The 5,073-nt window shown below is 56.0% G+C and carries 5 protein-coding genes and 3 pseudogenes; 5 read left to right on the top strand and 3 right to left on the bottom strand.

Annotation, left to right across the window (positions count from 1 at the left end; genetic code table 11):
- Positions 1-244: pseudogene (locus WN73_RS12225) on the bottom strand (aminodeoxychorismate synthase component I); the annotation flags it as partial.
- Positions 245-357: 113 nt separating this feature from the next.
- Positions 358-717, bottom strand: a complete 360-nt coding sequence (locus WN73_RS12220) for a Dabb family protein (protein ID WP_097669452.1) — start codon at positions 715-717, stop codon at positions 358-360.
- Between the two features lie 845 nt (positions 718-1,562).
- Here WN73_RS12220 and WN73_RS12215 point away from each other — a divergent pair.
- Positions 1,563-2,198: a dethiobiotin synthase gene (locus WN73_RS12215; protein ID WP_097669451.1), complete on the top strand. Its 636-nt coding sequence runs from the start codon at positions 1,563-1,565 to the stop codon at positions 2,196-2,198.
- 90 nt (positions 2,199-2,288) lie between these two features.
- On the opposite strand, the pseudogene WN73_RS12210 reads toward WN73_RS12215, so the two are convergent.
- Positions 2,289-2,441: pseudogene (locus WN73_RS12210) on the bottom strand (integrase core domain-containing protein); the annotation flags it as partial.
- Between the two features lie 1,023 nt (positions 2,442-3,464).
- Here WN73_RS12210 and WN73_RS12205 point away from each other — a divergent pair.
- The 4 genes and pseudogenes from WN73_RS12205 to WN73_RS12190 all read left to right on the top strand — a co-directional run.
- Positions 3,465-3,668 (top strand): hypothetical protein, encoded by a 204-nt coding sequence (locus WN73_RS12205; RefSeq protein WP_143279366.1) that lies wholly within the window; start codon positions 3,465-3,467, stop codon positions 3,666-3,668.
- Between the two features lie 238 nt (positions 3,669-3,906).
- Positions 3,907-4,086, top strand: coding sequence for a hypothetical protein (locus tag WN73_RS12200; protein WP_271552951.1), 180 nt, complete (start codon positions 3,907-3,909; stop codon positions 4,084-4,086).
- Positions 4,087-4,363: 277 nt separating this feature from the next.
- Positions 4,364-4,561, top strand: coding sequence for a hypothetical protein (locus tag WN73_RS12195; RefSeq protein WP_161533309.1), 198 nt, complete (start codon positions 4,364-4,366; stop codon positions 4,559-4,561).
- A 49-nt stretch (positions 4,562-4,610) separates the two neighbouring features.
- A pseudogene (locus WN73_RS12190) lies at positions 4,611-5,073 on the top strand (IS481 family transposase); the annotation flags it as partial.

Raw genomic sequence — 5,073 nt, 5'->3', positions numbered from 1 at the left:
CTTCTTTGTATCTCGCAAGAAGGCCGCGGAGGACCTCCCATGGATCGCCTGTAAGTGCCACTCCATTCCAACTTGCCTGTCCATCTGCGACCAAATAGGTGCCGAACGGCTCGCAGGCCAGATATGAGTAACGCCCGAGCAGCTCATGCCCTGCCGCGCTATCGAGAAAGGTAAGCTGCGGCCACGGCGCAAGGCACCGCAGCGCCTTGACAGGTTCAATCCATTGCAACTCGCGGACGTGCATAGGCTATCTGTTACCGACGACCGGCAGGTTGTGAGGCCTGCGCCGCCGTGATGCCGCTCCGAAGGAGGGTTGTTTCCGCCCGAGCGTACAAGACCCTGCGGCTGATCATCAAGCTACTCACCGCCAGCTGATCCGCTACGCCGAGCGACTTGCGTTAGCCCTGCCGTTCCCGCGAAATGCACATCTGTTGACAGCTCATAGTCAGCGGCAAAGCGCAACTCCCGAAGTGGCCGTACGCATCTGATCGCTTCTCGATACAAATTGTGCGTTTTGTACGCAGCGAGATCCGTCTCGCTAGCAAACTCCCCGTACACTACGACGTCGATGTCATTGCCGAGCTGATCGCTCTTGCGGTTGCGCGCAATCTCGAGCCGGCGTGCATATGGGATTGAGGTGAGAACCGATAGACCTTTGACGATTTGGTCGATACAGGCCTCATCCCTGGCTGTGAAGAAGACGATGTGACGGATCATGGTGGCCGCAAAGGTGACGCCTCAACTTGGCCGCGTCCTTACCTCGGGGAGCGGCGCAACGCAATGCAATGCTGGAACGTCGTTGATGGCAAGGGGGCGCTCGTGTGACGCTCGGCCTTGCAGCAGAGGCTCGCAACAGCAGAGACTCGCAGAATTTCCAATTGAGCAAGACGTGTGAGTTGCTCGGTGTCCAAAATGATCTGAATGTGGCATATTCTGGCTCGGCGGCTCGATGAATCCGCGTGCAAAGCTCGAGAACCCGCAATACTTCGTTGCGGGTGATACCGTCGATCAGTGTTTCCCGACAAGACGATTCAGCACTATCTCAACAGCCCATATCGATTGAACTCAGGCACCTCTCGTAGAGCTGGGGTCCGAAACGTACGGTTCTGCATCTATTAGGATACATCGTGCCGCAGGTGAATGCCCTCGTCCGATCCGGACAGTATTTGTGCGCCGAAAACAATCTCAACCTGTCACAACGCATGACACGCAACTTAGGGAAGCGCGATGGTCCGCGCGCGAAACTCTATAATTCAATCTATCAGTTGGCCAGGCGGAACAGGCCCTTTCAGGCCAGGGGCATCGGCAACGAAGGCCATCCGTGAGTCGCATAGATTGAGCGACCGCTACTTTGCTTTGAGAGAGTAAAAGATGGCCGTAAGGGAGCTGAGCAGAGTTTTGCTCGACGCGCCTGGAAGGCCAGGTCGTACGCGGAACGTTGATTGCCGATCTTCCCAGGCGCGAGGTGGGTACTCCCGACTGGCGTATATTTGTGAATTGATACTGAAATCGTGGAGGGTGAATTGCGTACAACTGCAGGAGGAGACAAGAGGCCAAACTCAATGAGCCAGAAGCAGATTGTGGTGACCGCTACTGGCGCCGGCATCGGAAAGACGGTGTTCTGCGCAGGACTCGTCAATCTCCTCGGTGCGAAGTTTTGGAAACCGATTCAGGCCGGCCTCGAAGGAGAAACCGATACCGAGCGGGTCGCTCGGCTTGGCAGTCTTCCGCCGGATCGCATCGTGCCTGAGCGTTACCGACTGCAAACGGCCGCTTGGCACCACAGTTCCTCGGGGATTGACGAGGTTCGCATCAAACCGGATTCGCTGGACGTACCGGACACCGGAGGGCAGCCGCTCGTGATCGAGGGTACCGGCGGACTAATGGAGCCGCTGAATTGCGGCTCGCTTTACATTGACCTCTTGGAGCGGTGGCGACTACCTGTCGTGCTCTGCGCGAGCACAACTCTGAGTACGATCAATTGTTCACTGCTGTCCATAGATGCGCTCCGAAGGCGCCAGATCGTCATTCTTGGGATCGCTTTCGTTGGCGAAAAGAATTCGGACGCTGTGGCAGCAATTTGCGAGATTGGACGGGTGCGGTGGTTAGGACGACTGCCCTGGATTGCGCCTTTGTCGGCAGACACGCTGCAAGCTGCGTTCAAGGCCTCCTTCTGTCACGATGATTTCAATTCATGATGCTAAAGATGAAGTCGTTGATTGGCATCCGCATGCAACACGCGCTTCAAGCGGAATGACAACCGCCGGGCGATGGTGCTTATCTTTAGCGTGGAATCTCAGGAGGTCGTCCATCGGTACGCCGAGGCCGCTGATGGGTGGTTTGGCTTGCAGACTACCGTGCGGGCGATGCCAGTTGTAGTGATGAAGCCAGATTGGCAGGTTTTGGGCGCGCTGATCCGAGGTGTCGTAGGCACGAGCGTAATGCCGTTTGTTTGCGGTCGTCGGGCCTGGTGAAGACGTGCTGGAGGCCGAGCTTGCTGCATTTGCGGACCCCGGAGCTTCGACTATGCCAACGTATAGCTTTCGAAGGAACTTCTCCTCTGCCATCCTGAGGCGCCGACGCGATGATTGGGATAGGCGAGGCGCCGTTACGGCAGGCCCAACTTGGTCACGCTCGAACCTGCCAAATGCGCTTCGCCGTCCTGTTCGGGACTGTGCTTCGCATTCCCGAACAGGAACGCGGAGATCGCAGTCAAAGCATGGCAAGGCGCAGTTTGCCCATTTCTCCAGCGCCGCATGAAATCGAAGCTAAGAGGTTGGATTAAAGTTGACTCTCGCCCCTCCTCGCTGGACGAAACGAGAAGACGAACTGCTGCGCGAGCTTGTTGATGCAGGCACGCCTGTGAAATCCATTTGCGAAACGCTCAATAGGTCAGAGCCAGAGCTTCGCAGGCGCAGCTACTACATTGGCCTACCAAAAAAATGGTTTAAGCGAACAGTCGCCATCTCAGGCTGAGGCGGCGCTCGGCAATAGGCGGTTCCTTTGGCCTCTCAGTATTGTTGGCGGCAGGAAGACAAAAGCGCCTCGAACAAGACGTTTCGTGCCAACGTGCTCACTTCAATAATCAAGACTTCCGACAGCAATCTCCATGAATTTGCCCACACGCTGGAGGGGTGACGAAATCGCTTGGTGTTCCTGATAAAAAAGAGGACGCACTTCTTTTCCCTCGGCGATCATACCTGACCTCGTCGATCAGTTTCTCGGAACAAAGTATGCTAGTTGGGCATATGACCGAGAACGACGCATTGTGGTCGAACTGGCGAAGGCTGAGCGTGAAACAGCGAAATTGCCGACCATACGCCGAGTTAGCGCATGGATTGAGCGGGCTTTCAAAACGGCTCGCGTCAACAACCTCGACAGACTTGGCCGCTCAATATTTTGCCGCGAGGGATATCTCATTATAGTACATCCTGATCAATTCTCGCGATTAGAGAGCGAAGCTAATGAAACGCGCCAGAAAAGCGAACGTACCGAACTGTTATCGCGACCACATGGTGAGGGTCGCATATGACGAGTTCTATCTCGTCGAAGAGCCGACCGAACCGGGCGAACCGGTTTGTGAAATACCCTATAGCCTGTCAGAGGTGTTCGATTGGTACGACATTGAACCGTGGCAGATCGAACGCCCGGTGATTAGCGGCATCTAAGACGCTGGGGGCCGCGTTGCGGCGTAAGGCGGCACGCGGTCATCTATCTTCGTTTCGACTAGCGGGCCCGTTGGCGACGTGGGTGAGCCGAGGACGCACCCGCCAATTGGCCAGCAGTCCTCATCCCCCTGACATATTCGCAAGAGTGCGTCTGAGGGCTGGCGAGCGTGATGTAAAGCGCTGATGCGGCGGTTCGGTTGCGAAGACACCCCATCACCTTCATCCGCCGATCGAATCGATGAGCTTACCCGCGATCGTACTGCAGCACATTTCCGCTGAGACCGTCGAAGATTCCAACATCGAACTCAAATCGATGACAGGCCATACCGTTCCCGAAATCGAGCGCATCGAAGTTGACTTAGATAGAATCGCGCAATTCAACACCGAGTCTGACTTTACCGGACTGGCAGTTCGCTGATGGTCGAGACCGCCAGCTATTGCTGCATCGCTGCGGGTACGCTGGGGAGGACACAGGCGTGGGGTCGTGAGATGGCCGCAGTCGCTGGAAATATGGTCCGTCAATACAAGTTGCTCGACTCGTACCTCGATAAATTTGTAAACACTGGAAAGAAACCGGCATGATCCTCGCGAGGCTTGTATTGAGGCGACCGTCAATATCCGATTTCTGATAAAAAAACTTCTCGAAACCTCTGATCGACTCTTATGTCGCTCACTCGTTGAGACATGGGCAGCAGTTGCGCGATAAGATTCGCGCCAATATCGAAGCGCGGGGCGGGATAATCCTTCCAATCGAAGACCGGATGCTTCGGTCTATCGAACGCGCCGCAAAAAGCGCCGAAGTGGATCTCGACACAATCGACCCCAAAGACAAGCGTCCGTGGGGTGGGAAAAACGTCTTTCAAAAAACTAAGGAGGTGGGGCTAGGTGTTTAGTCCCAGGCTTTGATGGTGCATTCTTATCGCACGATTCGAAGGATGCGCTATGGGACAAGTTTTACACGGCTGCGCCACCACGACGGAGGCAGTCCGTCGAGCAATACAAAATAGTCAAGAGAGCCTGAGGGCGCTCGCCAAGCGCTACGGGATCAACCAGAAGACTGTCGCGAAGTGGAAGGAGCGCGAGACTGTCGCCGATATCCCGACAGGCCCCAGGGACGCCAAGTCGACAGTGCTTTCCATCGAGGAGGAGGCGATCATCGTCGCTTTCCGGCGGCATACGCTATTGCCGCTCGACGATTGCCTCTATGCGCTCCAACCGACCATCCCGCATCTGACGCGATCATCCCTGCATCGCTGTCTCCAGCGCCACGGCATCAGCCGATTGCCAGAGGTCGAAGGCGGCAAGCCTGCGAAGAAAAAGTGCAAGGCTTACCCGATCGGCTATTTCCACATCGACATCGCCGAGCTGCAGACCGCTGAAGGCAAGCTCTACCTCTACGTCGCCA

The organism is Bradyrhizobium sp. CCBAU 45394, from assembly GCF_028128655.1.
GTDB lineage: Bacteria > Pseudomonadota > Alphaproteobacteria > Rhizobiales > Xanthobacteraceae > Bradyrhizobium > Bradyrhizobium diazoefficiens.
This window is presented reverse-complemented; position numbering and strand designations above follow the sequence as displayed.

Coding starts and splice junctions, on each gene's coding strand:
- WN73_RS12220 (WP_097669452.1), bottom strand. CDS start 717: ATGATCCGTCACATCGTCTTCTTCACAGCCAGGGATGAGGCCTGTATC.
- WN73_RS12215 (WP_097669451.1), top strand. CDS start 1,563: ATGAGCCAGAAGCAGATTGTGGTGACCGCTACTGGCGCCGGCATCGGA.
- WN73_RS12205 (WP_143279366.1), top strand. CDS start 3,465: ATGAAACGCGCCAGAAAAGCGAACGTACCGAACTGTTATCGCGACCAC.
- WN73_RS12200 (WP_271552951.1), top strand. CDS start 3,907: ATGAGCTTACCCGCGATCGTACTGCAGCACATTTCCGCTGAGACCGTC.